Genomic DNA, 23,627 nt, shown 5'->3' with positions numbered 1-23,627 from the left:
GGGTAAAGAGATGCCCGAGTGGCGGGTTGAAAGCGGCCTTGCGGACTATGCCGGAACGCTGGCGGCGATGGAGCAGCGCGCGGCGGACATTCGCGCGGGCGAAGCGGGCGAGTTGATCTGGCTCGTCGAGCATCCGCCGGTCTACACCGCGGGTACCAGCGCGGACGCGGCGGAGCTGCTCGCGCCCGCGCGCTTCCCCGTGTTCTCCACCGGACGCGGCGGGCGCTACACCTATCACGGGCCGGGCCAGCGCGTCGGCTATCTGATGCTCGATCTGGAGCAGCGCGGCCGCGACCTCAGGGGCTTCATCTGTTCGGTCGAGCGCTGGCTGATCGCGGCGCTTGCCGATTTCGGCGTCTCCGCGCGCGCGGTTCGCGGCCGGGTCGGCGTGTGGACCGATACGCCCGCGGGCGAGGCGAAGATCGGCGCCATCGGCGTGCGCGTGCGCCGCTGGGTCAGCTTCCACGGCTTTTCGCTGAACGTCGCGCCCGATCTGGAGCACTTCTCCGGCATCGTGCCCTGCGGCCTTGCCGAATATCCCGTCACGAGCCTTGCCGCGCTCGGCATCGAAGCGACGATGGCCGACGTCGACGCCGCGCTGCGGCGGCACTGCCCGTTCCTGTAGAACTCAGGCCGCGCGGCTGCGTGCGTAGTCGTCCATGCGCGCCGGGCGCGGCTTTCCGAACAGGAAGCCTTGGCCGAGTTCGACGCCGGACCGGCGCACCGACAGCGCCTGCTGCTCGGTCTCGACATGCGTCGCGACGACCTGCGTACCGCCGCGGGCCAGCGCCTTCAGCACGTTCGGGTCGGCATCTGCCAGCATCACGGCGTCGAGCTTCAGGAAGCCCGGGCGGCGGAACACGCCCTGCAGGCGCGGAAGGTCGCCGAGCGACGCCTTGTCGACCGAGAACGCGAAGCCCGTCGCCTCGATGCCACGCAGGTCGGCGACGGCTTCGGTGTCGAGGGCGACGGCGGTCGCCGCGTCGATCTCGAACACGATGCGCTGCGACAGGGCCTTTTGCGCTTTCGCGAACGCGGCGAGCGCGGCGCGGAAGCCGTCGCTCTGCAGCGAATCGCCGGAGAGGTTGCAGAACAGCCGCGTTTCCGGGTGCCGGTCGCCGATGCGGTGGCAAAGGCCGACGATGCTGGAAAGCTGCCGCGTATCGAGATCGGCGGCGCGCCCGGTCGCCCGGGCGGCCGGCAGGAACTCGGCGGGCATCATCAGCGTGCCCGTATGCGACCGGAGGCGCGTGAGGACCTCGTAGTGCAGCACGCGGCGATCCGAAATGCCGACGATCGGTTGCAGGTGCAGCTCGATCTGCGTGTCGGCGATCGGATCGTGCGTGTCATCGGCCGCGTGTGTTTCCGGGGCCGTCCGCCGTCCGCAGCGTGCGCTGACATGCGCGGCGAACTGCAGGAGGTTGTTCGCCGTTTCCGCAGAGGCGTCGCAGGGCTCGGGGGCCGTCGGCGGCAGCGTGGTCCGGCGAAGCGCCTCGAGAGCGGCCACACGCGCGCCGAGCGCTTCGACCTCGGCCTTGTGGTACGCCGCCGTCACGAACGCGCGGCGCGCAAGGCGGTACGTGCAGAAGAGAACATCGGCGACGACGAAGCAGAACGCCGTGGCCGCCGAAGCCGCGGCGGCGATGAGCGTCGGCACGTTCCAGAGCGCGGGGCCCACGATTGAAAGCGCCGCGGCACCCGCAGCGTAGCAGGCGAGCCGTATCGGCAATCCGGCGTGCACAGACATTCTGGTCCCCCGTGAGATGATCGTGCAACCGAGACTGCCGGGCCGCGGTGTAAAAATGGTTAACGCCGCATCAACCAGACGAGGCTCGCGCCCAACTCGCCTTGAGCCGGTCCCGGAATGCGGTTACGTTGCGCGTGAAGCGGTGGAAAAACGCCGCAGCAACAACAGAATACCGGGGTAAAACAATGGGAAGCATGTCGAAACGCACGATTATGGGGCTCTCGGTGGCAATCGCCTTGGCTGCGACCGCCTGCGGAAAAAGCGACGACGCCAGGACGGAAGGTGAAAAGGCAGCCGTGGAAGGCGCGGCCGATGCGTCCGTGTCGGACCTCGGCGCGGACGCATCGACGGCGGACGCCATGTCCGTCGACGTGGCGGCGGGCGGCGTCGAGCCGATGACCGATCCGGCGCTGGTGGATGTCGCGCCGATCCCGGACACGGCGTCCGAAGAGGCTCCCGCGCAGCAGTAGTGCCTTGATATTCGGCCTTCGCGGCCATTTCTTGTGGGAGGATTTGCATGAGCCTTGCCGAAATCACCGAGACGATGCGCAGCCGTGTCGGCGCGAGTGCCGGTCTCGGGAAAAGCGTGAAGTTCGATTTCGGCGGCGACGGCGTCGTGCGCATCGACGACACGGCATCGCCGGCGGTCGTCGACAATCAGGACCTCCCGGTCGATTGCGCGGTCAAGGTGTCGATGTCCGACTTTCTCGACATCGCGGACGGCAAGACCAACCCGCAGATGGCGTTCATGATGGGCAAGCTCAAGGTTGAAGGCGACATGTCGGTCGCCTTGCAACTGGGCAAGGTGCTCGGCTGATTTGGGGCACATCATGGTGAAGCCTATCCGGTCTGCGGCTCTGGCGCTCGGCATCTGTCTCGCTGCCGCGCCTTCCGCGAATGCGGCCGCCGATCTCGGCGGGCCGCCGGTCCGCGCGATGACGGCCGAGGAAAGCGCGGCCCATGCGATCTGGCTGCTGCGCGCGGGGCTCAACGTCTCGGCGTTGCAGTGCCAGTTTTCGCCCTATCTCGCCACCGTCAGGAACTACAACGACGTCCTGAAGCAGCACCAGCCCGAGCTCACGCGCGCCTATCAGACGCTGGAGAAGCATTTCCGCCGGCTCGACGGAAAGGCCGGGCCGCGGGCGTTCGACAGCTTCACGACGCGCGTCTACAACAGCTTCTCGGCGCTGGAGGCCCAGCGCAGCTTCTGCGCCGCGGCCGGCGAGGTGGGCCGGGAGGCCCTGTCCTGGGTTCCGGGCAGCCTCGGCGGGCAGGCCGTTACCGCGGTTCAGCGTTTGCGCGCCGCACTCATCGCCCCGCCCGATCCCTATCGTCAGTACCAGCTCGGATACGTCGTTCTGCCGGCGATTCCGGATCCGTGCATCGACAAACGCGGCAAGCCCATCAAGCGCTGCAACGTCTGATCTTGTCGCAAGTCGGCCAGTAGCCGGCCTCTTGCCGAACAGAAAAAGGGCCGCCTTTGAGAGGCGGCCCTTTCCGGTTGCGGGGCGGCGATGTTGGCGCCGCCCCGTATCCCGTCGAGCTTACATCGAAGCTCCGCCGAAGTTGATCTCCACGCGGCGGTTCTGCGGTTCACGCACACCGTCGGCGGTTTCAACGAGCAGGCGGGTTTCGCCGAAGGCCTCGGACGCAACCGCCGTTTCCGGCACGCCCTGACCCACGAGGTACGCACGGACCGCATCGGCGCGGCGCTGCGAGAGACCGACGTTGTAGTCGGCCGGACCCGAAGCGTCGGCGTGACCGGCGAGCGTGACGCTGGCCTGGCCCGTGTCCTTGTACGCCTGCGCGGCGCGGTTGAGGATGTCCGCGGCATCAGCCGTGATGTCCGCCTTGTCCCAATCGAAGAACACGATGAACGGTCCCGGCGTCGGGGGCGGCGGAGGCGGCGGGGGCGGCGGAGGCGGAGGCGGCGGAGCCGGTTCCGCGACCGGAGGCGGCGGCGGAGGCGGCGCTTCCGCACCGAAGTTGAAGATCACGCTCGCCAGCAGCGAGTGGCTGCGGAAGCGGCCGTCGTATTCGCTGCCGTTGACGCCGACGTAGTCCGTCGAAGGCGCGTTGAAGAAGCGATACTTGATGCCGAGGTCGACATTGCTGCTGATCGCACGGCGAACGCCGGCGATGAGCTGCCAGGCGAAGCCCGTGTCGCTGTCGTCAACGAAATCGGTGCCCAGATCGACGACCTGATAGATGTCGGCCTTGACCCGCGCGATGCCGACGCCGCCGCCGACATAGCCGTTCCAGCCGTCGTCGTCGCCGAAGTCGAGCAGTCCGTTCAGCATGAAGCTGAGAACGCTGGTCGTGCCGCCGGCATCCGAGAACGTGCCGGTGGTGGCCTGACCGCTGCCGGGCACGCCGACGCCGGACAGCGTCACCTTGTCGAGCGAGGCCTTCTTGAAGCCCAGTTCGAATTCGGTGCGGAAGCCGCCGAAATCGTAGCCGACGATTCCGTCAACGTCATAGCCCATCTTGTGCTTGACGGTGACACCGTTGTTGGTTTCGACGCCCTGCGGGCTGGTCACGTCGAAATCAATATTCTCGATGAGCAGCGCACCGCCCTCGATACCTGCATACCAGGCCTTGTCGCGCGCGAGCGCCGGGCCCGCAAGAGCGGTGCCGGCCAGCGCCATGACTACGGCGAGTCTACGCATTGAAATCCCCTTTCTCAGTCTCCACGAACTTCCATGGAAGTCGCCTGAACGCTCTATATCACCGAAGTATCCCACGCAACCGAATATAGCCCTGAAATGTTGCATAAATATCGCACGTTGCGGCAGATTTCGGCCTCTTTTGCGATGTCATGACGTCAACAAACCCTGTTCGCGGAGATAGTCCAGCAGGCTTTCCAGAACCGCCCGCGCCTCGGTGTCGATCACGCTTCCGCCCTCCGGAGCGCCGATCGCGACCGGGGGCGCGGCCAGCATCGGTACGCCGCCCACCCGCAGCCCCGCGACCGGCAGGAAATCGGCGTTCCAGACCCCGCCGCCGAACACGGCGACGATGCCGTCGTCGGCGATCCAGCAGAGCGTCCCTTCCGCCGGTGCCGCGATCGCCCATGCGCCGTCCCAGTGCGCGAGCGCGCCCGCGTGCCCTTCCCATGCACCTGTCGCGCCCTCGCCGACGATCCAGGTCGCGCCCGGCGAGGGCAGTGCGGGCGGCACCGAGAGCGTCCGGCTTTCCACGCAAAGATGAACGAGGCGGTCGAGCCCGTGAATCGCGGCGTTGTGGGTCAGTTCCTTCTGGGCCTGCCCCGTGGCGATCAGCGGCAGACCCAAACGCGCAGTGACGGTCATCGGATGTTCCTATCGGTTCAGGATGAAATCGGCGGACAGCGGCGCACCGGCGCCCACGGCGGCGCTCAGCTGGCGGACCTCGAGATGGACGGCCCCGGGAAGCATCCCGAAAGCCGCCGTCTGCGCGCCCGCCGCCAGTGTCCATGCCGCTTCGCCGACCTCGTCGGCCACGGCGGCGGCGCCGACGCTGCAACGGACGGCGTAGCGTTCGCGCTCCTCGCCGAGCGGCGCATCGACCCCGTCGATCCACCCGAAGCCCGTCCGGCTGCGCCGGGTCCACGAAAAGGCGACCGCGCCGTCCGCAAGCACGCGCGCCGCGCCGTGCACCGGGGACAGCGGCTGCAGCGCGCGGCCCGTCACGCGGTGAACGGTTTGCGGGCTGTCGGCGACGCTCGCATTGGGCGGCACCACGCGCACGGCGACATCCGTACCGACGGCATCGGTCGAAAGGTCGATCGGAAACAGTCCCGGCGTTTCCAGAAGGACGAAGCGCTCGCCCGGCACGTGCGCCGCCATCGCCGCCTCCGTCGCCTTGCGGCCGCGCAGCAGGCCGGAAAGCCGGAACCGGCGCGGCGCGATGGGCACAGCGCTGCGGAACTGGATCAGCTCGTCTCCCGCGAGCGCCAGATTCGCGCCCGCCAGCACGGACAGCGCCGGACGGCTTTCCAGCCACATCGCGTCGGAGAGCAACTCCACGTCGAGCGCGGCGATCTCATCCCAGCGCGTCGGATCGGCCGCGGGCAACGTCGACAGCGCCGTGCCCATCGGCACCCCGCCGCTCGCCATGCCGATGCTCGACCAGCTCGCCCCGGCGTCGCCGCTCAGCCAGATCTCGGCGCGGCGCCAGCCGCTTCCCGTTCCCGCCGCGGCGATCCACAGGCGCGGCGCCGTCGGCGCATCCCCGGCGATCGGGGGCAGCTCGAAGGCATGGAACTGCGTCTCGCCCTGCGGGGCATCGCCGCCCGTCTCCGCGCGCCCGGCATCCGCCGCCGCATCCACGCCCCCATCGGGGTTCACCGGCTCCGCCTCCAACGCGACCGTCATCGCCTCCAGCGAGGTCCGGCGGATTTCCCAGCGACGGCCGTCCCGGTCGCGAAGCCGGTCGCCCGGCTGCAGGGAAAGCGCACGGTAGCCGAGCCTGAACTCCGCCGTTTCCCGCTGCGTCCACAAGCGTTGCAGCAGGGTCTGCGCCGCGCGCTTCGCCGCCCCTGCGGAAAGCGCGACGGGAAGCTCGCTATGGTCCTCGCGGCCCTGCGCCCCCGGCCTGAACGCCCGCTGCGTCCCCGCCTGATAGTCGCGCGCGATGTCCAGATAGCCGAATGTCACCGACGCCGGCGCATCCCCGCTCCGGCGCGCGATCGAATGTCGGTTCTCGCCCTCGGCAATCAGATCGTCATCGAGCACGATGCCCGTATCGGTGCTTTCGTCATGCAACCGCACGTGCCGGTCCGCGATCGCCCGCATCTCTCCGAGCTCGCCGAGCGACCTGACCCACGTCGAAAGCGGCGCGTTCGTCGCCGCGGCGAAGCCGGGCAGGGATGCCGACAGGCCGCCCGTCGAGATTCGGACCCCGGCGGCCTCGGCGAGATCGTTCAGGATCGCGCCCAGCGTCGGCGGCGCGGCGTCGGACACGACCTCGAACGACAGGTTCGGGATGCGGTTCGCGAAGTCGCCGAGTTGCAGGTCCTCGAACACCACGTAGGCGAGCCCGCGATAGGAGGGCGCGTTCGCCGGGCCTTCGGCGGCGGTGATCAGCGGATCGGGCGCCTGCGTCTCGCCCCCGGTGTAAATGCGGACCGTTCCTTCCGCCGTCATCTCCCCGCCCGCGCCGCGCAGCAGCTTGCCGTCGGCCCATATCCGCCCGATCCCGGCGATCGGCCGCGCCGAGACGGCCACCGCGAACGACGCGGAATAGCTGTAGGTGGTCGTGCGCCCGCCCGAGCGCTTGCCGCCGCCGGACCGGTGCGCCGTCTCCCTGAGGCCCCGGCTCCAGATCACGTTGCCGGCCGCGCGCGTCGTGCCGTAGAGCCGCGGATGCGGCAGCCCGTAGGCCGAGCTCTGCACGGTGAGATCGTCGAGGCGCGGCCCCGTGCGCCCCTTCGGCGCAAACAGCATCCGGTCGATGCTGTTCCCTGCGATCGCGCCGAGGCCGGCGCCGATGGGCCCGCCGACGATCGCGCCGACGGTCGTCAGAACAAGCGTCGCCATGATCTCAGGTCTCCGGAAAGCGCCAGCGGGCGGGCGTCCATTCCGGCGGCAGCGGCGCCTCGACGACGCGGCCGAGGCCGAAATGGGCGTGAACGAACGTGTCGCCGCAGCAGACGGCGAGGTGATGCTGCGCGGGCGCGACCGCGATCAGCGCCAGGTCGCCCGCCAGCGCATCGCCTGCCAGCGGCGTGCATCCGGCCGCCGCCAGCCCCGCCGTCAGCCGGTCCCGATTGTCGGCGGCAAGGCAATAGTCGTGCGGCACGCTGAACGCGAGGCCCGCGCCCTCCGCCGCCGCGACGGCGACGCCGACGCAGTCGAGCGCGAGGCCGGGCACGCGCCCTTGCACGCGGCAGCGCGTGCCCACGCAGGCGCGCGCCGCCTGCACGATGTCGGCATGTCGGGGATGCAAGGGCGTCACAAGGGGCATTACAGGCTTGGGTAGCGGATCACGGAATCGGTGCCGGGCACGTGCGGCTCGCCGCGGAAATTGTCCTTGTTCCGGAAGCGGTCGCGGCATGTCGAGAAGCGCCGGTCGCAGCCTTCCCGCAGTTCGACGAGGTCGCCCGGCGCCAGCCGCGCGGCCACGGCCTCGCGCAGGTCGACGGCTGCCCCTTCCGAGGCGACGACCTCGAAATCCAGCCCCGCGAGCGCGCCGGCGAGCGGCCGCAGCCGTCCATAGGCGAGCGCACCGTCCGGCAGCGCGCGGTCGGTCCCGATGCGCGCCGCGCCCGTCACCGCCGTCACGCGCGCAAGGTGCGTCAGCGGCGCCAGCGCCACGCGGCAGCGCGCGTCGCCGAGCCTCGCCCGGCATTCCGGCGCACACAGCGCGATCGGGGTGCGGTCGAGGTCCGCGTGCGCGCTTTTCAGTTCCGCCTCGAAGCGGTCGTCGCGGCGCACGATGTCGCCGATCTCGCCGCTCGCCAGCATCACCGATGCCTCCGGCGCGCGCCAGTCGACGAGCGACAGCACGGCGCGCGCGCGGTCGTAGCGGCCCGTTGCTATATCGTCGGCCCTGATACGCCCGCTGCCGAGCGCGCCCGACACCTCCATGCCGCCGCCTTCCACGGAATCGGCATGGGCGAGCGCGGAGGGCACCATTCCGGGCACGGGCGAACAGGCCACGCCGTCCACAACGAGCGGCCGGTCGTGCGACGTGAAGCCGAGTGCCGCGCCGTCCGCGCGCTCGATCCGCCAGCAGAAGGCGAGGTTCGTCGTTTCCGCTTCGAGCGCGGCGGCGAGCGCTTCGGGAATGTCGCGCATCAGGCCTCGCGCACCTCGATGATCGGCGCGGAGGGCACCTCGCCCGCGCGCCAGCCCTGAAGCGAGGCCTCGATGCTGTCCTCGGCGAAACGCACGGGCACGTCGAACAGGAAACCGGCCGTCACCGCAGCGCCATCGGCGGGCGCGGCATCGAACGTCACCGCTCCGCCTTCGAGCGCCCAGCCGTCCGCCAGTTCCGTCCCCGCAACCGCCACGCGGACGCTCGCCGCGTCCGGCCGCGTGATGCGGCGCGTCTCGCCTTCGCCGCGTAGGCCTCCGGCCTGCGGCGGCTCAGCATGAACATCAGCAGACGGTCCGAATATTCGCGGATCGTCACCTTCGTGCCGCTGCCGCGCACCACGGTCTTTTCGACGCCGTTGCGCACGCGGTCGAGGGCGATCGCCTCCAGCTCGTCCATCGCGCCCGAAAGCGCGTCGTCCCATGCGCGCGCGAATTCCGCGTCGCGGCGGCGCAGCGCGTAGACGCCGCAGGCGCTCTTGCCCGCCTTCAACGCCGCCGCGCGCACGTTCGCGGTCTCGCCGAGCGTCTCCAGGAAGGTCTTGCGGCGCTTCGGCGTCCAGCCGTCGTGGCGCCGGGCGCGGCGTCGCGGCTGCGGGGTCTTCGGCATCGGGCATCCTCGAAGGACAGGCGGAAGGCGCCGAGCCCCGATGCGAAAACGGCTCCGAAGGCGGTGAAGCCCCGGAGCCGCAATTCCTCAGCGTTCCCGTTTCCTAGCAAAGAGCGGTTCGCTGGTCAAGCATTATTTATCCTGTTTGGTTATTTATTGGCCTTTTCGTCGCACCCGGCTTGCATTGCGGCGCGACCTCGCCCACTTGCCCCCGCCAAGGCGCGGGTCGATCGCCGTGCGTCGTTCATCGGATCGTAATTTTATGCGGCGTAAGAGGCGCTTACCGGGGCCGGGCAAAAGAGGATAAAATGAAAACCATCATCGTCTGCGCCTGCCTCCTGTTCATCGCCGCCGTCGGCGCCATCGCGATTCCGCCGCACGCCGGCGCGATCGCCTCGACGCCCGCCGCCGCGCAGGCCGCCCCTCAGACGCGGTAGTAGTCGGCCACCCGGTCGAGCCCCAGGCACAGCACCACCTTCCCGGCGCGCGCCGGCCAGCCCATCGCCCGCTCCGCCGTTTCCAGCCCCTCGCCGAGGCACACGGTGCGCGTCAGCACGTCGGCGAGGCCCTGCCCGGCGTGCGCGAGCGCCGCGTCCGCGCGCGCCTTCGCGCCGATCTGCGCCGTCGTCGGGTCGGGGGCGTCCGGCGCGGCGCGGCGGCCTTTCGCCACCGGCCCCGCGTCCCACGCCATCGTCACGCGCGGGCCCTGCGCGGCGATCATGAAGTCGCGGCGCAGCCGCACGCCCGCCTCAAACTGGCGGTCGCTGATCTTGCCGCGCGCGTGCAGCCACGCGATCGGTTCCTCGGCGCGGTTGGCGTGGCGCGCGCCTTCCATTGCCGCGCGGCGGTGCGCGGGGCTGTCGATGGCGTTCACGATCAGGCGGTTGCGGGTCTCGGGCATCGGCGTCTCCCTCGCTGTCGGCTTGCGAATCGCCCTTGCCATCGCCCCCCGGCTGTAGGACAGTGAAAAATAACCGAATAGGATAATTCGATGCTCACACGCATCCGCGAGGTCCGCAAGGGCAAGGGTCTCACGCTGGCGGACGTCGCCGAGCGCTGCCGCCCCCCCACCACGCCGCAAACCATCGGCCGCCTCGAAACCGGCACGCGCACCGTCTCCGTCGGCTGGCTGAACCGCATCGCCGATGCGCTCGGCGTCGAGGCCGCCGAGCTCGTCACCCACCCGGAGCGGCCGGACGTGCCCGTCGCCGCGCTGCTCGGCGCGGACGGCGCGCGTGCGCCGACGATGCCGCAGACGCTGCTGCCGCCGCGTCCCTCGGGCGCGATGATCGCGGTGCAGGTCGTCTCCGGCATCGGCGACTACCGCACCGGCGATTCGATCTGGTGCGAGCGGCTCGCGCCTGCCGAGTTCGAGCGCGCGCGCAACCGCGACGTGCTCGTCCCCCGCCCGGCGGGGCGCTTCGTGTTCGGCCGCCTCGTCGACCTCGACGGCCAGCGCCTCGCCATCCTGCCGCTGGTGCCCGGCGCGCGGCAGCTCGTCGTGTCGGAGACGCCGTGGATCGCCGTCGCCGTCACGCTGGTCCGGCCACTTTAGGGAGTATGCACTGAAATCCGCCGCCGCTAACCGCAGCGCCGAAAGGAACCCGCCATGCTCGACACCGCCAGCCGCACCGCCTTCGACGAGGACCACGCCCTCTTCCGCGACAGCGTCCGCAAGTTCTTCGACCGCGAACTCTATCCCAGCCTCGACCGCTGGGAGGAGGAGGGCATCGTCGACCGCGCTTTCTGGCGCGCCTGCGGCGAGGCCGGGCTGCTCTGCCCGCAGGTGCCGGAGGACTACGGCGGCCTCGGCCTCGACTACCGCTACAACGCCGTCATCGGCGAGGAGCTCTGCTACGCCGGCTCGTCGGCGGGCATCACGCTCCACTCCGACATCGTCGTCGATTACCTGATCAATTACGGCTCGGAGGAGCAGAAGCGCCGCTGGCTCCCCGGCATGGTCTCGGGCGAGGTCATCACCGCGATCGCCATGACGGAACCGGGCGCGGGCTCCGACCTCCAGGGCGTGAAGACGACGGCGAAGCGCGACGGCAACCACTATGTCGTGAACGGCTCCAAGACCTACATCACCAACGGCCAGAACGCCGACCTCATCATCGTCGTCGCCAAGACCGACCCGGCACTCGGCGCGAAGGGCACCTCGCTCATCCTCGTCGAGGCCGACCGCGAGGGCTTCGCGCGCGGCCGCAACCTCGACAAGATCGGCCAGAACTCGGCCGACACCTCCGAGCTGTTCTTCAACGACGTCCGCGTGCCGATCACCAACTGCATCGGCGAGGAGAACATGGGCTTCATCTACCTGATGAAGCAGCTCCCGCAGGAGCGGCTGCAGATCGCGCTCGCCGGGCAGGCGGTCGCGCAGCGCGCGTTCGACGAGGCCGTGAAATTCACGAAAGAGCGCAAGGCGTTCGGCAAGACCGTGTTCGACTTCCAGAACACCAGGTTCACGCTCGCCGACCTCGCGACGAAACTCCAGATCGGCTGGGCGCATATCGACTGGGCGCTGAAGCGCCACGTCGAGGGCAAGCTCACCGCCGCCGAGGCCTCCGCCGCCAAGCTCTGGCACACCGAGCTGCAATGGGAGGCCTGCGACGTCTCGCTCCAGCTCCACGGCGGCGCGGGCTACATGAACGAGTATCCGATCGCCCGCCTGTGGCGCGACGCGCGCGTGCAGCGCATCTACGGCGGCACGTCGGAGATCATGAAAGAAGTCGTCAGCCGCGCGATCTAAAGGGTGTACGGGGGTTCAGTTCAGGGCGAGGCGAAAACGGTGGATTTCGAGAACCGGCGCGCAGCGTACTCAAGGTACGTGAGCACCGGAAGCGCAGAAAGCCGCCGTTTACAGTCCGGCATAGGCTGAATCCCCCGCACACCCTGCCGTCAGAAGCTCTCTTCCGCATAGACCTGCGAGAGGTCGCCCGCCCAGCGGCCGTGCCAGGCGTCGAGCAGGCGCTCGGCGGGCGTCTTGCCGCTTTCGACGATCTCGAACAGCGGCGCGAGGAAGATCGCCTCGCTGTCGCCCGCGCTGTTGAGCCGCGCTCGCCGAGCCAGCCCCGCCTCGGCGAGGGCGAGGATGTCCTTGCCGAGCTGCTGGAAGCTGCGCCCGCGCGGCCCCTTCGCCTGAAGCCCCAGCCGCGGCACCTCCTCGCGGATGCGGTGGTGATCCTCGATCGTCCAGTGCTTCACCATCTCCCACGCCGCATCGAGCGCCGCGTCGTCGTAAAGCAGCCCCACCCAGAAGGCGGGCAGCGCGCAGATGCGGTTCCACGGCCCGCCGTCGGCGCCGCGCATCTCGAGGTAGGACTTGAGGCGCACCTCCGGGAAGGCGGTCGAGATATGGTCGTTCCAGTCGCCGAGCGTCGCGCGCTCGCCCGGCAGCGCGGCGAGCCTGCCGTCCATGAAGGCGCGGAAATCCTCGCCCGCGAGATCGACGTACTTGCCGTCCCGCACCGCGAAATACATCGGCACATCGAGGATGTAATCCGCCCATCGTTCGAACCCGAAACCGTCCTCGAACACGAACGGCAGCATCCCGGTGCGCGCGGGATCGGTGTCCGTCCAGATGTGGCTGCGGTAGCTGAGGAAGCCGTTGGGCTTCCCTTCGGTGAACGGCGAGTTCGCGAACAGCGCCGTCGCGAGCGGCTGGAGCGCAAGGCTGACGCGGAACTTCTTCACCATGTCCGCCTCGCTCGCATAGTCGAGGTTGGTCTGGATGGTGCAGGTGCGCAGCATCATGTCGAGGCCGAGCGATCCGACGCGCGGCATGTGCCGCAGCATGATCGCGTAGCGCCCCTTCGGCATGACCGGCAGGTCCTCGCGGCGCTTGTCCGGCCACATGCCGAGCCCGAGGAAGCCGAGGCCGAGCTCCTTGCCGACCTCCTGCACCTGCTTGAGGTGACGCCCCGTCTCGGCGCAGGTCTGGTGGAGGTTCTCGAGCGGCGCGCCCGACAGCTCGAACTGCCCGGCCGGTTCGAGGCTGACGTTGCCGTCCTCGCCCGCGAGCGCGATGACGTGGCCGTTCTCCTCGACCGGCTCCCAGCCGAAGCGCGTCATCGCCATCAGGAGGTCGCGGATGCCGCCCGGCTCGTCGTAGGACGGCGCGCGGTGATCGCCCGTGCGATAGACGAACTTCTCGTGCTCGGTGCCGATTCGCCAGCGCGCCGCGGGTTTGCAGCCGCGCTCGAATACGCGCAGCAGATCGTCCTTTGATTCGATTGGAAGGTCGTCCCCTTCACCGGCCTTGCGCGTGCTCATGGCGAGCGCTTAGCGATCCTCGCGGCCGCGCGCCAGAGAGGAAATGAGCGAGGCTCAATCCCCCCGCCAATCCCCCGCAAGCGCCTGCCAGACCGAGACCGCCGCCGCCGCCGCCGTGTCCGCGCGCAGGATCCGGGGGCCGAGCGACACGCGCACGCACCGGGGAAGCGCCCGTATGGCCGCGCGTTCGGCATCGTCGAAACCGCCCTCCGGCCCGATCAGGATCGCGGCGGGCGCGGCAATGCCCGGCAGCGCCTTCGCCGCCGGCTCGCCGCCCTCCTCGTCGCAGAAGATCAGCGCGCGCGCCTCCGGCCAGTCCGCGAGCAGCGCCGCGAGCGGCACGGGCTCGGCAAGCTCCGGCAGCGCCGTGCGCTCGCACTGCTCGGCGGCCTCGATCATGTGCGCGCGCAGCCGGTCCAGCTTTAGATTGCCCACCACGGTACGCCGCGTGACCGTGGGCACCAGCCGCGCCACCCCAAGCTCGCAGGCCTTTTCCGCCAGCCAGTCGATGCGGCCCGCCTTCAGCGGCGCGGCGCAGAGCCAGAGGTCGGGAACCACCTCGCGCGGCCTCAGCAGCGCCTCCGCGCGCACCACGACCTCGCGCTTGCCGACGGCGGCGATCACCGCGCGCCATTCGCCAGTGCGGTCGTCGAACAGGCGCACGCCGTCGCCCTCGCGCAGCCGCATGACCCGCGTCAGATAGTGGCCCGCGGCAGGCGGCAAAGGCAGCGTCTTCCCGGCTTCGAGCGGCGCGTCCACGAACAGGCGCGGACCCGCCTTGCTTGACCCGGCTTTGCTTGACAATGATCGTTCACCCATGCTGACCCCGCTAGCATGGAGACCCCGCCCCTGACCACGCAGGAACCCGCGCCCGCGGACCGCGCGACGCCGGACGCCGTTGCCGGAAGCTGGGTCGAGGCGCTGCCCCGGTCATGGAAACCCTACGCCCGGCTGGCGCGCGCGGACCGGCCGATCGGCGCGTGGCTGCTGTTCTGGCCCTGCGCGTGGGGCGTCGCGCTCGCGGGCGGGTTTCCGCAACAGGCGTATCTCGTGCTGCTGTTCCTGATCGGCGCGTTCGTCATGCGCTCGGCGGGCTGCGTCTACAACGACATCGTCGACCGCGACCTCGACGCCAGCGTCGCGCGCACGCGCGACCGCCCGCTCGCCAGCGGCGCCGTGTCCCTGAAGGCCGCGTGGGCGCTGCTCGTCGGCCTGTCGCTGATCGGCCTCGTCGTCCTGCTCCGGCTCGGCGGCTTCGCGCAGGTCGTCGCGCTCGGCGCGCTGCTGCTCGTCGCCGGCTATCCGTTCATGAAGCGCATCACGTGGTGGCCGCAGGCGTGGCTCGGCCTCACCTTCAACTGGGGCGCGCTCGTCGGTTTCGCCGCCGTCTCGGGCGGTCTGCCGCCCGCGGCGCTCGTCCTCTATGCGGCGGGCCTGTTCTGGACGCTCGGCTACGACACGATCTACGCGCTTCAGGACATCGAGGACGACGCGCTCGCGGGCATCAAGTCCTCGGCGCGGCGCCTCGGCGGCAACCTTCGCGCGGGCGTCGCGATCTTTTACGTCATCACGGTTGCCCTGCTCGCCGCCGCGCTGCTGCTCGCCGCGCCGCAACGACCGCTCGCCCTCGCGGCGCTCCTGCCCGCCGCGCTCCATCTGGCGTGGCAGGTCCGCGCGCTGCGCAGCGCCGACACGCCGGGCGCGCTGCGCCTGTTCCGCGCGAACACGGTGACGGGCGCGCTCGTGTTCGCCGCCTGCCTCGCGGCCGGATTCTGAAAAGCCGGGCTTTGACGCGCGCGCGCCGAGCGCCTATGCGCGGCGTCCATGCTTGATCCGAACGCCGCGCTCGACCGTCTCGACCACGCCATAGCCCGCGCCAAGGCGCTCGGCGCCGATGCGGCGGACGCGATCTATTTCGGCGACATGTCGTCGAGCGTGCATGTCCGGCTCGGCGCGCTCGAGGACATCGGCCGTTCGGAGGCCGAGGAGATCGGCATCCGGGTCTTCATCGGCCGGCAGAGCGCCAACGTCTCCTCGTCCGACCTCTCCGCCGCCGCGCTCGTCGCCGCTGCGGAGCGCGCGGTCGCGATGGCGCGCGAGGCGCCCGAGGACCGCTATGCCGGTCTCGCCCCCGCCGAGCGGCTCGCGAAAGGGCCGTGGCCCGCGCTCGACATCGACGACGGCGCCGCCATCCCGGTCGAGGCGCTGAGGGCCCGCGCGCTCGCGGCCGAGGATGCCGCCCGCGCCGTGGAGGGCGTCAGCAATTCGCAGGGCGCCTCGGCCAGCACCGGCCGCGCCGTCTACGCGCTCGCCACCTCGCACGGTTTCGCGGGCGCCTACTCCGGCAGTTCCTACGGCGTCTCCGCCTCGATCATCGCCGGGACCGGCGAGACGATGCAGCGCGATTACGCCTACCACAGCGCGCGGCACGATGCCGATCTGGAAGCGCCCGAAGCCGTCGGCCGCCTTGCGGGCGAGCGCGCCGTCGCGCGGCTGTCGCCCGCGAAGCTCGCCACCGGCGCCATGCCGGTGGTGTTCGATCCGCGCGTCGCGGGCTCGCTGCTCGGGCATCTCGCGGGCGCGATCAGCGGCTCGGCGATCACGCGCGGCACCAGCTTCCTCAAGGACGCGCTCGGCGAGGGCGTTTTCGCGCCCGGCATTTCCATCGTCGACGATCCGCTCCGCGCGCGGGGCCTGCGCTCCCGGCCGTTCGACGGCGAGGGCCTGCCGACGGCGCGCACCGTGCTCGTGGACGGCGGCCGCCTCACCGGCTGGCTGCTCGACAGCGCCTCGGCGCGCCAGCTCGAAAGCCGGCCCACCGGCCATGCCTCGCGCGGCGTCTCCGGCCCGCCGGGCGTCTCGACGTCGAACCTCTACATGGCACCCGGCACGCTGAGCCGCAGCGCGCTGATCGCGGACATCCGCCGCGGCGTGCTCGTCACCGAGCTCATCGGCCAGGGCGTCAACGCCGTCACCGGCGACTACAGCCGCGGCGCGGCGGGCTTCCTGATCGAGGACGGCGAGATCGCGGGCCCCGTCGCCGAGATCACCGTGGCGGGCAACCTCAGGTCCATGTTCCTGGGCATCACCCCGGCGGACGATCTCGTCTTCCGCTACGCGGTGAACGCGCCCACGCTGCGCATCGAGGGCATGACGGTGGCCGGGGCCTGATCCCGGTTCGGCCTGAACTCAGGCGACCTTCGGCACGCCGAGACGCGGGATCGCCCGCGCGGGGCAATCGTCCATCACCACCTTGAGCCCGGCCGCTTCGGTCTTCGCGGCGGCGTCTTCGTTGATGACGCCGAGCTGCATCCACACCGCCTTCGCGCCGATCGCAATGGCGTCGTCGACGATCGGCCCCACGGCGTCGGAGCGCCGGAAGATCTCGACCATGTCCACCGGCTCGCCGATCTCGGAGAGCGCGCCGTGGACGGTCTCGCCGTGCAGCGTCGTACCCGCGAGCGTCGGGTTCACCGGGATCACGCGGTAGCCGCGCCCCTGCAGATAGGCCATCACGCCGTGGCTGGCGCGGTCGGGGCGGTCGGACGCGCCGACCATCGCGATGGTGCGCGTGGTCGTGAGCAGATCGCGAATGTCTTCAGCGGACGTGAGCGGCACGGGGGTTCTCCTTCAGGGCTTCCTGTATCTGAACGGCGAGGTGCCGGAACACGTTCCCCGCCGCATCGCCGCGAAGCGCCACGGGCGTCCCGGCATCGCTCGCCTCGCGGATGCCGATCTCGAGCGGGATGCCGCCGAGGAAGGCGATCCCCATCGCCGCCGCCGCTTCCTCTGCGCCGCCGTGCCCGAAGATATGGCTCTCGTGGCCGCAGTTCGGGCAGCGGAAGGTCGACATGTTCTCGATCATGCCGAGGATCGGCACGCCGACCTTGCCGAACATGGCGACCGCCTTCTTCGCGTCGATGAGCGCGAGGTCCTGCGGCGTCGACACGATCACCGCGCCGGCGAGCGGCACCTTCTGCGCCATCGTCAGCTGGATGTCGCCCGTGCCCGGCGGCAGGTCGACGACGAGCACGTCGAGCGGCCCCCACTCGGTCTGCGTCAGCATCTGCATCAGCGCGCTCGACGCCATCGGCCCGCGCCACACGACGGCGCGGTCGGGATCGGTCATCGCGCCCATCGACACGGCCTTCAGCCCGTGCACCTCGGCGGGCTGGATGAGCTTCTCGCGCAGCGTCAGCCGCTCCTGCCGCCCCAGCAGCATGGGCACGGACGGCCCGTAGATGTCGGCGTCGAGCAGCCCGACCTTCAGCCCCTGCGCGGCGAGCGCGACGGCGAGGTTCGCGGCGACGGTCGACTTGCCGACACCGCCCTTGCCGGAGCCGACGGCGATGATGTGGCGGATCTCGGGAAGCGTCGCCGGCGCGGTCGGGTGCGGCCCCTGCGGCGCATCGCCGCGTTCGGCCGTGGTGATGATGCGCGCGCCCCCGACGCCCGGCACGGCGCGCAGCGCGGCGTCGACGCGGGCTTCCAGCGTCCTCGCGTCGTGCGCGGAAAGACCGTCGACGGCAAGCACCAGCCCGGCCTGCCCGCTTCTGAGCACGATGCCCGAAACGCGCCCCGCGCTCACGATATCCTTGCCGGATACGGGGTCCGCCAGTCGTTCAAGCGCCGCGCGCAACAGGTCCTCGCCCGCCATTTTCACTCCTCGGTGGTCAGCATGTCTCGCAAATGCGCGGAGGCGTCCGTATATAGGCTGCTTCACGGAAGCAATCGACGGGTAGCGGATGCCTTGGGAGAATAACAGCAACAGCCCCGGGCCGTGGGGCAGCGGCAGCGGCAACGGGCCGCGCAACCCCTGGGGCGGCGGCTCCGGCAGCGGCGGCGGACGGAGCGGCGGCGGCGGCCCCGATTTCGACGAGTTCATCCGCCGCAGTCAGGAGCGGCTGCGCGCCGGCTTTCCCGGCGGCCCCAAGAGCGGCACGATGCCGTGGGGCTATGTCATCCTCGGCATCGTCCTCGTCTGGATCGCCTTCACGTCCTTCTACCGCGTGATCCCGGAGCAGCGCGGCGTCGTGCAGCGCTTCGGCGCCTACTCGCGCACGACCGGGCCGGGGATGCACTTCAAGCTGCCCGCGCCCATCGAAACCGTGACCAAGCCCGCGGTCGAAACGGTTGCCACCATCGACATCGGCACGCTCGATGCGTCGAGCGAGAACCTGATGCTGACGGGCGACCAGAACATCATCGACATCGCCTACGCCGTGCGCTGGAAGATCAAGAACCCGGTGCAGTTCCTCTACCAGCTCGCCGAGCCCGAAACCACGATCCGCGAGGTCGCCGAATCGGCGATGCGCGCCGAGATCGGCCGCGTCCAGCTCGACGCCGCGATCGGGCCCCAGCGGGCGCAGATCGCCGAGCAGGTGCGCGTGCGCACGCAGGAGATGCTGGACAGCTACAAGGCCGGCATCGACATCGTCGGCGTCGACATCAAGCAGGCCGACCCGCCCGCCGCCGTCGATGCCGCGTTCAAGGACGTGTCGGCGGCGCAGCAGAACGCCGAGCAGTATCTGAACGAGGCGCGGCGCTATTCGCAGCAGCTTCTCGCGCTGGCGCAGGGGCAGGCGGCGGCGTTCGACGCGGTCTACGAACAGTATCGCCTCGCGCCCGCCGTGACGCGCAAGCGCATGTATCTGGAGACGATGGAAGAAGTGCTCGGCAAGGTGGACAAGACGATCATCGAGGCGGATGGCGTCGTGCCCTACCTGCCGCTCCCGGAAGTCCGCAGGCGCGCCGTCGCGGGAGACGCGCAATGAGCCTGCTTCGCAACCCCATCGCGCTCGTCGGGCTCGGCTTCCTCGCGCTCATCCTCCTCACGACCGCGCTGTTCACGGTGTCGGAGACGCAGCAGGCGATCGTCGTGCGCCTCGGCAAGCCCGACAGGATCGTCAACCGCTACAACGCCAACGACCCGTTCGGTGCCACCGGCGCGGGCCTCGCGCTGAAGGTGCCGTTCATCGAGAACGTCGTGTGGGTCGACAAGCGCATCCGCGATCTCGACATGCCGCAGCAGGTGGTGCTGTCCACCGACCAGCTCCGCCTCGTCGTCGATGCCTTCGCGCGTTTCCGCGTCACCGATCCGCTGCGCATGTACCAGACGGTGCGCTCGGAGGAGCGCGTCGCCGACGAGCTTTCGCGCATCCTCGGCTCGCGGCTCCGCAACGAGCTCGGCCGCCAGACCTTCGCGACGCTGCTCAGCCCCGAGCGCGGCCAGCTGATGGACACGATCCAGGAGGCGGTGAACCGCGAGGCCAGCCGCTACGGTGCCGAGATCGTCGACGTCCGCATCAAGCGCGCCGACCTGCCGCCCGGCGATCCGCTTCAGTCGGCGTTCCTGCGGATGCAGACGGCGCGCCAGCAGGAAGCCGAATCGATCCGCGCGCAGGGCCGCAAGCAGGCGCAGATCATCCGCGCCGAGGCCGACGCGGAGGCCGCGCGCGTCTACGCGCAGTCGTTCGGCAAGGATCAGGACTTCTACGCGTTCTACCGCGCCATGCAGGCCTATCGCACCACCTTCAACAACGGAAACGCCAGCGTCGTCCTCTCTCCCGACAACGAATTCCTGCGCGAGTTCCAAGGGGTCCGCGGCCGCTGACACGTATGGGAAACGATCTCCTCGCGGCGATCGGCCTCGCGCTCGTTCTGGAAGGCGCGGCCTATGCGCTGTTTCCTGACGCGATGCGAAAGGCCGCAGCCATGCTGTTCACGCGAGGGGAAAGCGCGGTTCGCATCGCCGGCCTCGGCGCGGTGGTGATCGGCGTCGCCGTCGCCGCCGCGGCGCGAATGCACGGTTAGACGGAATCAGGGGTATGGAATTGTATTGACGCCGGCCGGTGCTTACATGGCGTCCAGTTGAGGAGACGAGATACGTGCGTATCGCATTTGCCATCACCGGCGCGGCCATCCTGTTCGCCAGCGCCGCGACGCTTGCCCTTCAGGAGCCGGGCCACGCCCAGCTCGCCGCGCAGGAGCCGCTGAGCGCGCAGCCGCAGGCCGCCGCCCCCGGCGGCGCGCCGGGCAGCTTCGCCGACCTCACCGCCCGCCTGCAGCCCGCCGTGGTCAACGTCTCGACCACGCAGGAGATCGAGGTGGGCCGCCTGCGCGGCATCCCGCGCTTCGCGCCGGGCACGCCGCTCGACGAGCTGTTCCGCCGCTTCCAGGAGCAGCAGCAGCAGGACGGGCAGGAGCCCGAGACGCGCGAGGCGCAGTCGCTGGGTTCCGGCTTCATCATCTCGCCCGACGGCTACGTCGTCACCAACAACCACGTCGTCACCGGGCGCGGCGGCGCCGAGCCGGTCGACAAGATCACCGTGACGCTGTCCGACCGCACCGAGTATTCGGCGCGCATCGTCGGCCGCGATCCGCTCTCCGATCTCGCGCTCCTCAAGATCGAGGGCAAGGACCTGCCCTACGTGCGCTTCGGCCAGTCCGAGCGCGTGCGCGTCGGCGACTGGGTGATCGCCATCGGCAACCCCTTCGGCCTCGGCGGCACGGTGACGGCGGGCATCGTCTCGGCGCTCCACCGCAACATCCAGGCCGGGCAGTACGACCGCTACATCCAGACCGACGCCTCGATCAACCAGGGCAACTCCGGCGGCCCGATGTTCGATCTGAACGGCAACGTCATCGGCGTGAACACGGCGATCTTCTCGCCCACGGGCGGCAACGTCGGCATCGGCTTCGCGATCCCGGCCGAGCAGGCCGCGCCGGTGATCGACCAGCTGCGCTCCATCGGCCGCGTGCGCCGCGGCTACCTCGGCGTCAGCATCCAGCCGGTGACGCCCGAGATCGCCTCCGCGCTCGGGCTCCAGAAGGACCGCGGCGAGATCGTCGCCAGCGTCGAGAATGACGGACCGGCGAAGAAGGCCGGCATCCTCGCCGGCGACGTCATCACGCGCGTCAACGGGCAGGAGGTCACCGTCGACAACACGCTGTCGTCGATCGTCGCGAACAGCGGCATCGGCAGCCGCGTGCCGATCGAGCTCTACCGGGGCGGCAAGCGCCAGACCGTGCAGGCGACGCTCATCGAGCGGCCGTCCGAAATCGCCGTCGCGGGCAGTGACAATGCGCCGGCGGCGGGCGACAAGGCCGCGAACGATGCGGCCGCGTCCGCGCGCCGCAGCCTCGGCATCACGCTCGCCGAGCTGACGCCGGAGGTCCGCCGCCAGCTCGGCGTCGACAACGATGTCGAGGGCGTCGTGATCGCCAGCCTCAACCGCAACAGCGATGCCGCCAAGCGCGGCCTGCAACGCGGCGACGTGATCCTCTCGATCAACCAGCAGCCGACGAAGACGCCCGCCGCCGCCGCCGCCGCCGTGGACGCGGCGCGCAAGGCGGGCCGCGACACGGTGGTGCTGTTCGTGAAGCGCGGCTCGCGCCCGCCGCAGTTCATCGGCATCGCCATGATGGGCAAGGACGAAGGCTGACCCGTCCGCCCGGCGTGGCAGGAAACAGGAACCCCGGCCCCGGTTCGCCCGCGGCCGGGGTTTTTCCTTTTTGCGCGACATGCTTTAGTTGATCGCAGGCGGACAGGGAGTTGGCGATGGGAACGATCTTCGTCGGTGCGGCGGGCGACAAGAGGCTCGAACTCGATCTGAAACGCGCCAACCGGCACGGGCTGATCGCGGGCGCCACCGGCACCGGCAAGACGGTGAGCCTCCAGATCCTCGCCGAGGGGTTCTCGAAGATCGGCGTGCCCGTGTTCATGGCGGACGTGAAGGGCGACCTCGCGGGCCTCGCCATGCCGGGCTCGGCCACGCACAAGGCGCACACGGCCTTGCAGGAGCGCGCGGCGAACATGGGCCTCACGGATTATGCCTACGAGGCGTTTCCGGCAGTGTTCTGGGACCTGTTCGGCGAGCAGGGCCACCCGGTCCGCACCACCGTCTCCGAGATGGGACCGCTGCTGCTGTCGCGCCTGATGGGGCTGAACGAGACGCAGGAAGGCGTGCTCACCATCGCCTTCCGCATCGCCGACGAGGAGCAGCTCATGCTGCTCGATCTCAAGGACCTGCAATCCATGCTGACCTACGTGGCGGACAATGCCGCGTCGATCGGCACACGCTACGGCAACGTCACCCGCCCAAGCGTCGGCGCCATCCAGCGGCAGCTTCTGGTGCTGGAGAACGAGGGCGGCGCGCGCTTCTTCGCCGAGCCCGCGCTCGACGTGAAGGACTTCATGAGGGTCGGCGACGACGGACGCGGGCAGGTGAACATCCTCGCCGCCGACAAGCTGATGCAGAGCCCGCGGCTCTATTCCACCTTCCTGCTGTGGCTGCTCTCCGAGCTCTTCGAGGCGCTGCCCGAGGTCGGCGATCCCGACAAGCCGAAGCTGGTGTTCTTCTTCGACGAGGCGCATCTGCTGTTCGACGAGGCCCCGAAGGCGCTGCTCGAGAAGATCGAGCAGGTGGTGCGCCTGATCCGCTCGAAAGGCGTCGGCGTCTATTTCATCACGCAGAATCCCATCGACGTGCCGGAAGGCGTCGGCGGGCAGCTCGGCAACCGCATCCAGCACGCGCTCCGCGCCTTCACGCCGCGCGACCAGAAGGCGATCAAGGCGGCGGCCGAGACGTTCCGCATCAATCCGGGGCTCAACGTCACCGCGGCGATCACCGAGCTCAAGGTCGGCGAGGCGCTCGTCTCGCTGCTCGACGGCGACGGCGCGCCGTCGCCGGTGGAGCGCGCCTTCATCCGCCCGCCCTGCTCGCGGCTGGGGCCGCTCACCGAGCAGGAGCGCAAGGTGATGATCGCAAGCTCGCCCTTCGCCGGGCGCTACGAGGAAACGGTCGACCGCGAATCGGCGTTCGAGATCCTGAAAGACCGCGCCGAGAAGGCGCTGGAAGAGTCCGAAGCCGAAGCGACGACCAAGGCGAGGGCGAGATCATCCGGGGGCGGCCGCAGCGGCAGCTGGTCGAACAGCATCCTCGGCAAGGTCGCGACCGCCGTGATCGGCGCGTTCGTCGCCAAGAAGGCGCGCGATTTCGGCGACAGCCTCGCAGGCAAGAAGCCTTCGCGCCGCAGCGCCTCGGCGACGTCGAGCGCCGTGGGCACCGCGGGCAGCCAGATCGGCTACGAGATCGGCAAGGCGATCGCCGGCCCGATGGGCGGCCGCATCGGCCGCGGCGTGCTCGGCAGCTTCAGCCGCGGCGTCGCGAAGAAGATCGGGTAGAGGCCTGCTCCT

The 23,627-nt window shown here is 70.1% G+C and carries 27 protein-coding genes; 14 read left to right on the top strand and 13 right to left on the bottom strand.

From position 1 onward, the window contains the following. Positions 1 to 10: 10 nt before the first annotated feature. Positions 11 to 625, top strand: a complete 615-nt coding sequence (gene lipB / locus PE061_RS07345) for a lipoyl(octanoyl) transferase LipB (RefSeq protein WP_271258447.1) — start codon at positions 11 to 13, stop codon at positions 623 to 625. Positions 626 to 628: 3 nt separating this feature from the next. Here the strand turns inward: lipB and PE061_RS07340 are convergent, their stop codons facing one another. Beyond that, positions 629 to 1,747: an EAL domain-containing protein gene (locus PE061_RS07340; RefSeq protein ID WP_271258446.1), complete on the bottom strand. Its 1,119-nt coding sequence runs from the start codon at positions 1,745 to 1,747 to the stop codon at positions 629 to 631. A gap of 194 nt (positions 1,748 to 1,941) precedes the next feature. Between PE061_RS07340 and PE061_RS07335 the strand changes: the two genes are divergently transcribed. From PE061_RS07335 to PE061_RS07325, 3 genes are read left to right on the top strand one after another with little or no spacing between them, the layout of a single operon-like run. After that, positions 1,942 to 2,217 (top strand): hypothetical protein, encoded by a 276-nt coding sequence (locus PE061_RS07335; RefSeq protein ID WP_271258445.1) that lies wholly within the window; start codon positions 1,942 to 1,944, stop codon positions 2,215 to 2,217. 47 nt (positions 2,218 to 2,264) lie between these two features. Further along, positions 2,265 to 2,564 carry an SCP2 sterol-binding domain-containing protein gene (locus PE061_RS07330; protein WP_271258444.1) on the top strand — a complete coding sequence of 100 codons (300 nt, stop codon included), beginning with the start codon at positions 2,265 to 2,267 and terminating at the stop codon, positions 2,562 to 2,564. Between the two features lie 13 nt (positions 2,565 to 2,577). Then, the gene (locus tag PE061_RS07325) at positions 2,578 to 3,171 is read left to right on the top strand and encodes a hypothetical protein (protein WP_271258443.1); all 594 of its coding nucleotides are present in this window, start codon (positions 2,578 to 2,580) and stop codon (positions 3,169 to 3,171) included. Positions 3,172 to 3,291: 120 nt separating this feature from the next. Here PE061_RS07325 and PE061_RS07320 read toward each other — a convergent pair whose 3' ends face one another. The 7 genes from PE061_RS07320 to PE061_RS07290 all read right to left on the bottom strand — a co-directional run bounded on the left by PE061_RS07320 (position 3,292) and on the right by PE061_RS07290 (position 9,154). Then, positions 3,292 to 4,416: an OmpA family protein gene (locus tag PE061_RS07320; protein ID WP_271258442.1), complete on the bottom strand. Its 1,125-nt coding sequence runs from the start codon at positions 4,414 to 4,416 to the stop codon at positions 3,292 to 3,294. A 147-nt stretch (positions 4,417 to 4,563) separates the two neighbouring features. After that, positions 4,564 to 5,058: a DUF2793 domain-containing protein gene (locus tag PE061_RS07315; RefSeq protein WP_271258441.1), complete on the bottom strand. Its 495-nt coding sequence runs from the start codon at positions 5,056 to 5,058 to the stop codon at positions 4,564 to 4,566. 9 nt (positions 5,059 to 5,067) lie between these two features. After that, positions 5,068 to 7,266: a phage tail protein gene (locus PE061_RS07310; RefSeq protein WP_271258440.1), complete on the bottom strand. Its 2,199-nt coding sequence runs from the start codon at positions 7,264 to 7,266 to the stop codon at positions 5,068 to 5,070. A 4-nt stretch (positions 7,267 to 7,270) separates the two neighbouring features. Next, positions 7,271 to 7,693 carry a peptidoglycan endopeptidase gene (locus PE061_RS07305; protein ID WP_271258439.1) on the bottom strand — a complete coding sequence of 141 codons (423 nt, stop codon included), beginning with the start codon at positions 7,691 to 7,693 and terminating at the stop codon, positions 7,271 to 7,273. Then, entirely contained in the window at positions 7,693 to 8,526 is an 834-nt protein-coding gene (locus PE061_RS07300; protein WP_271258438.1) for a DUF2163 domain-containing protein, read from the bottom strand. The genes PE061_RS07305 and PE061_RS07300 overlap by 1 nt, the downstream gene beginning before the upstream one ends. Then, positions 8,526 to 8,741, bottom strand: a complete 216-nt coding sequence (locus tag PE061_RS07295; protein ID WP_271258437.1) for a DUF2460 domain-containing protein — start codon at positions 8,739 to 8,741, stop codon at positions 8,526 to 8,528. Before PE061_RS07295 ends, PE061_RS07300 begins: the two co-directional genes overlap by 1 nt. After that, entirely contained in the window at positions 8,684 to 9,154 is a 471-nt protein-coding gene (locus tag PE061_RS07290; RefSeq protein WP_271258436.1) for a hypothetical protein, read from the bottom strand. Before PE061_RS07290 ends, PE061_RS07295 begins: the two co-directional genes overlap by 58 nt. 308 nt (positions 9,155 to 9,462) lie before the next feature. Here PE061_RS07290 and PE061_RS07285 point away from each other — a divergent pair, with 308 nt between their 5' ends. Then, entirely contained in the window at positions 9,463 to 9,591 is a 129-nt protein-coding gene (locus PE061_RS07285; RefSeq protein WP_271258435.1) for a hypothetical protein, read from the top strand. Here the strand turns inward: PE061_RS07285 and PE061_RS07280 are convergent. Next, complete coding sequence (locus PE061_RS07280) at positions 9,579 to 10,055, bottom strand: DUF6456 domain-containing protein (protein ID WP_271258434.1); 477 nt, start codon at positions 10,053 to 10,055, stop codon at positions 9,579 to 9,581. The genes PE061_RS07285 and PE061_RS07280 overlap by 13 nt on opposite strands. A 90-nt stretch (positions 10,056 to 10,145) precedes the next feature. Here PE061_RS07280 and PE061_RS07275 point away from each other — a divergent pair, with 90 nt between their 5' ends. Further along, positions 10,146 to 10,709, top strand: coding sequence for a helix-turn-helix domain-containing protein (locus PE061_RS07275; RefSeq protein WP_271258433.1), 564 nt, complete (start codon positions 10,146 to 10,148; stop codon positions 10,707 to 10,709). 54 nt (positions 10,710 to 10,763) lie between these two features. Beyond that, positions 10,764 to 11,906 (top strand): acyl-CoA dehydrogenase family protein, encoded by a 1,143-nt coding sequence (locus PE061_RS07270; RefSeq protein ID WP_271258432.1) that lies wholly within the window; start codon positions 10,764 to 10,766, stop codon positions 11,904 to 11,906. A 149-nt stretch (positions 11,907 to 12,055) separates the two neighbouring features. Here PE061_RS07270 and PE061_RS07265 read toward each other — a convergent pair whose 3' ends face one another. Both PE061_RS07265 and PE061_RS07260 read right to left on the bottom strand, forming a co-directional pair. Continuing rightward, positions 12,056 to 13,429 carry a glutamate--cysteine ligase gene (locus PE061_RS07265; protein WP_271258431.1) on the bottom strand — a complete coding sequence of 458 codons (1,374 nt, stop codon included), beginning with the start codon at positions 13,427 to 13,429 and terminating at the stop codon, positions 12,056 to 12,058. A gap of 54 nt (positions 13,430 to 13,483) precedes the next feature. Next, entirely contained in the window at positions 13,484 to 14,233 is a 750-nt protein-coding gene (locus PE061_RS07260) for a 16S rRNA (uracil(1498)-N(3))-methyltransferase (protein WP_271258430.1), read from the bottom strand. Between the two features lie 30 nt (positions 14,234 to 14,263). Between PE061_RS07260 and ubiA the strand changes: the two genes are divergently transcribed. Next, positions 14,264 to 15,205: a 4-hydroxybenzoate octaprenyltransferase gene (gene ubiA, locus PE061_RS07255; protein ID WP_271258429.1), complete on the top strand. Its 942-nt coding sequence runs from the start codon at positions 14,264 to 14,266 to the stop codon at positions 15,203 to 15,205. A 48-nt stretch (positions 15,206 to 15,253) separates the two neighbouring features. Then, positions 15,254 to 16,600: a TldD/PmbA family protein gene (locus tag PE061_RS07250; protein ID WP_271258428.1), complete on the top strand. Its 1,347-nt coding sequence runs from the start codon at positions 15,254 to 15,256 to the stop codon at positions 16,598 to 16,600. Between the two features lie 18 nt (positions 16,601 to 16,618). On the opposite strand, the gene PE061_RS07245 is transcribed toward PE061_RS07250, so the two are convergent. After that, a complete protein-coding gene (locus PE061_RS07245) occupies positions 16,619 to 17,047 on the bottom strand; it encodes a CoA-binding protein (protein ID WP_271258427.1) in 429 nt (142 codons plus the stop codon). Continuing rightward, on the bottom strand, positions 17,028 to 18,086 hold the full coding sequence (locus PE061_RS07240) for an Mrp/NBP35 family ATP-binding protein (protein ID WP_271258426.1): 1,059 nt from the start codon (positions 18,084 to 18,086) through the stop codon (positions 17,028 to 17,030). The genes PE061_RS07245 and PE061_RS07240 overlap by 20 nt, the downstream gene beginning before the upstream one ends. An 88-nt stretch (positions 18,087 to 18,174) precedes the next feature. Between PE061_RS07240 and hflK the strand changes: the two genes are divergently transcribed. The 5 genes from hflK to PE061_RS07215 all read left to right on the top strand — a co-directional run bounded on the left by hflK (position 18,175) and on the right by PE061_RS07215 (position 23,615). After that, a complete protein-coding gene (hflK, locus tag PE061_RS07235) occupies positions 18,175 to 19,203 on the top strand; it encodes an FtsH protease activity modulator HflK (RefSeq protein WP_271258425.1) in 1,029 nt (342 codons plus the stop codon). Further along, complete coding sequence (hflC, locus tag PE061_RS07230) at positions 19,200 to 20,042, top strand: protease modulator HflC (RefSeq protein ID WP_271258424.1); 843 nt, start codon at positions 19,200 to 19,202, stop codon at positions 20,040 to 20,042. Before hflK ends, hflC begins: the two co-directional genes overlap by 4 nt. 5 nt (positions 20,043 to 20,047) lie before the next feature. After that, positions 20,048 to 20,242, top strand: coding sequence for a DUF2065 domain-containing protein (locus PE061_RS07225; RefSeq protein WP_271258423.1), 195 nt, complete (start codon positions 20,048 to 20,050; stop codon positions 20,240 to 20,242). 74 nt (positions 20,243 to 20,316) lie between these two features. After that, positions 20,317 to 21,873 (top strand): Do family serine endopeptidase, encoded by a 1,557-nt coding sequence (locus tag PE061_RS07220; RefSeq protein ID WP_271258422.1) that lies wholly within the window; start codon positions 20,317 to 20,319, stop codon positions 21,871 to 21,873. Positions 21,874 to 21,989: 116 nt separating this feature from the next. Continuing rightward, the gene (locus PE061_RS07215) at positions 21,990 to 23,615 is read left to right on the top strand and encodes a helicase HerA-like domain-containing protein (RefSeq protein WP_271258421.1); all 1,626 of its coding nucleotides are present in this window, start codon (positions 21,990 to 21,992) and stop codon (positions 23,613 to 23,615) included. Positions 23,616 to 23,627: the final 12 nt, after the last annotated feature.

Origin of the sequence: Sphingosinicella microcystinivorans (genome assembly GCF_027941835.1) — a bacterium.
Classification (GTDB): Bacteria; Pseudomonadota; Alphaproteobacteria; order Sphingomonadales; family Sphingomonadaceae; genus Sphingosinicella.
Note: the sequence above shows the minus strand (reverse complement) of the source record. Positions and strands in the feature narration are given on the sequence as shown.

Coding starts and splice junctions, on each gene's coding strand:
- lipB (WP_271258447.1), top strand. CDS start 11: ATGCCCGAGTGGCGGGTTGAAAGCGGCCTTGCGGACTATGCCGGAACG.
- PE061_RS07300 (WP_271258438.1), bottom strand. CDS start 8,526: ATGCGCGACATTCCCGAAGCGCTCGCCGCCGCGCTCGAAGCGGAAACG.
- PE061_RS07325 (WP_271258443.1), top strand. CDS start 2,578: ATGGTGAAGCCTATCCGGTCTGCGGCTCTGGCGCTCGGCATCTGTCTC.
- hflC (WP_271258424.1), top strand. CDS start 19,200: ATGAGCCTGCTTCGCAACCCCATCGCGCTCGTCGGGCTCGGCTTCCTC.
- PE061_RS07215 (WP_271258421.1), top strand. CDS start 21,990: ATGGGAACGATCTTCGTCGGTGCGGCGGGCGACAAGAGGCTCGAACTC.
- PE061_RS07265 (WP_271258431.1), bottom strand. CDS start 13,429: ATGAGCACGCGCAAGGCCGGTGAAGGGGACGACCTTCCAATCGAATCA.
- hflK (WP_271258425.1), top strand. CDS start 18,175: ATGCCTTGGGAGAATAACAGCAACAGCCCCGGGCCGTGGGGCAGCGGC.
- PE061_RS07285 (WP_271258435.1), top strand. CDS start 9,463: ATGAAAACCATCATCGTCTGCGCCTGCCTCCTGTTCATCGCCGCCGTC.
- PE061_RS07315 (WP_271258441.1), bottom strand. CDS start 5,058: ATGACCGTCACTGCGCGTTTGGGTCTGCCGCTGATCGCCACGGGGCAG.
- PE061_RS07330 (WP_271258444.1), top strand. CDS start 2,265: ATGAGCCTTGCCGAAATCACCGAGACGATGCGCAGCCGTGTCGGCGCG.
- PE061_RS07280 (WP_271258434.1), bottom strand. CDS start 10,055: ATGCCCGAGACCCGCAACCGCCTGATCGTGAACGCCATCGACAGCCCC.
- PE061_RS07240 (WP_271258426.1), bottom strand. CDS start 18,086: ATGGCGGGCGAGGACCTGTTGCGCGCGGCGCTTGAACGACTGGCGGAC.
- PE061_RS07310 (WP_271258440.1), bottom strand. CDS start 7,266: ATGGCGACGCTTGTTCTGACGACCGTCGGCGCGATCGTCGGCGGGCCC.
- PE061_RS07320 (WP_271258442.1), bottom strand. CDS start 4,416: ATGCGTAGACTCGCCGTAGTCATGGCGCTGGCCGGCACCGCTCTTGCG.
- PE061_RS07335 (WP_271258445.1), top strand. CDS start 1,942: ATGTCGAAACGCACGATTATGGGGCTCTCGGTGGCAATCGCCTTGGCT.
- ubiA (WP_271258429.1), top strand. CDS start 14,264: ATGGAGACCCCGCCCCTGACCACGCAGGAACCCGCGCCCGCGGACCGC.
- PE061_RS07340 (WP_271258446.1), bottom strand. CDS start 1,747: ATGTCTGTGCACGCCGGATTGCCGATACGGCTCGCCTGCTACGCTGCG.
- PE061_RS07250 (WP_271258428.1), top strand. CDS start 15,254: ATGCTTGATCCGAACGCCGCGCTCGACCGTCTCGACCACGCCATAGCC.
- PE061_RS07275 (WP_271258433.1), top strand. CDS start 10,146: ATGCTCACACGCATCCGCGAGGTCCGCAAGGGCAAGGGTCTCACGCTG.
- PE061_RS07305 (WP_271258439.1), bottom strand. CDS start 7,693: ATGCCCCTTGTGACGCCCTTGCATCCCCGACATGCCGACATCGTGCAG.
- PE061_RS07225 (WP_271258423.1), top strand. CDS start 20,048: ATGGGAAACGATCTCCTCGCGGCGATCGGCCTCGCGCTCGTTCTGGAA.
- PE061_RS07290 (WP_271258436.1), bottom strand. CDS start 9,154: ATGCCGAAGACCCCGCAGCCGCGACGCCGCGCCCGGCGCCACGACGGC.
- PE061_RS07270 (WP_271258432.1), top strand. CDS start 10,764: ATGCTCGACACCGCCAGCCGCACCGCCTTCGACGAGGACCACGCCCTC.